The sequence below is a fragment of the Arthrobacter sp. SPT-J7 genome (assembly GCF_059089965.1).
On record NZ_JBNHFF010000526.1, the window covers coordinates 1 to 650 of the forward strand.

The following is a 650-nucleotide window of genomic DNA, read 5'->3' on the forward strand; positions in this document are numbered from 1 at the left end:
GCGGCCATCCGGTGTGCCGTATGCGGCTGATAGCCCAAGCCCGGGACGCTGTTGCGGGTAATCTCCCGGCTGATGGTGGAGACCGGCCGGCCAAGCCGGACCGCGATCGCGCGCATCGACCGGCCGGCGGCGTGCAGATCGCGGATGGTTTCCCTCTCCGGCAGCGAGAGGAAGCGCTTATCAAGGGTTTTCTCCACGGCGGCCAGCGGCACCCTGGACCAGGGACTGTCAGTTCTCATTCCAGTGTTGTAATCGACGACCCTGCCGTCGGCATAAATCCGGCCCGTGCCCGTCTTGCGGACCCCGTTATCCCACTCCTGCGCCGTCGTGGGGTGGATGCCCAGCTCCCGGGCGGCATCACGCCGGGAACGGCCGGCCCGGCGCAACCGGTGAAAGTCTTCCCGGGACGGCTGCTCTGCCCGCTTTCGGGCCAGACCGGCCCGCTGCGTCCACTGATAGCAGGTGTTCCTGTTCAGCCCCAACCGGGCAGCAGCTTCGGTAACACTGCCCAACTGCCCGAACAGCTTGAAGAAGCCATCCTTCTGCGCCTGCGAATACTTCCTCTGCCTCCGGGACGGATTCTCGCTTGAAGACGACACGGTCGTTGCAACTCCCAAAGTCGGGTGTTGCAACGACCGCTAGAACCCAAG

At 65.2% G+C, this 650-nt stretch carries 1 protein-coding gene; it reads right to left on the reverse strand.

All coding sequences use genetic code 11. The annotated features are described in order from the left end of the window. A partial coding sequence (locus AC5RWX_RS34060; RefSeq protein ID WP_493942827.1) for a helix-turn-helix domain-containing protein occupies positions 1–599 on the reverse strand: 599 nt, incomplete at its 3' end. Positions 600–650: the final 51 nt, after the last annotated feature.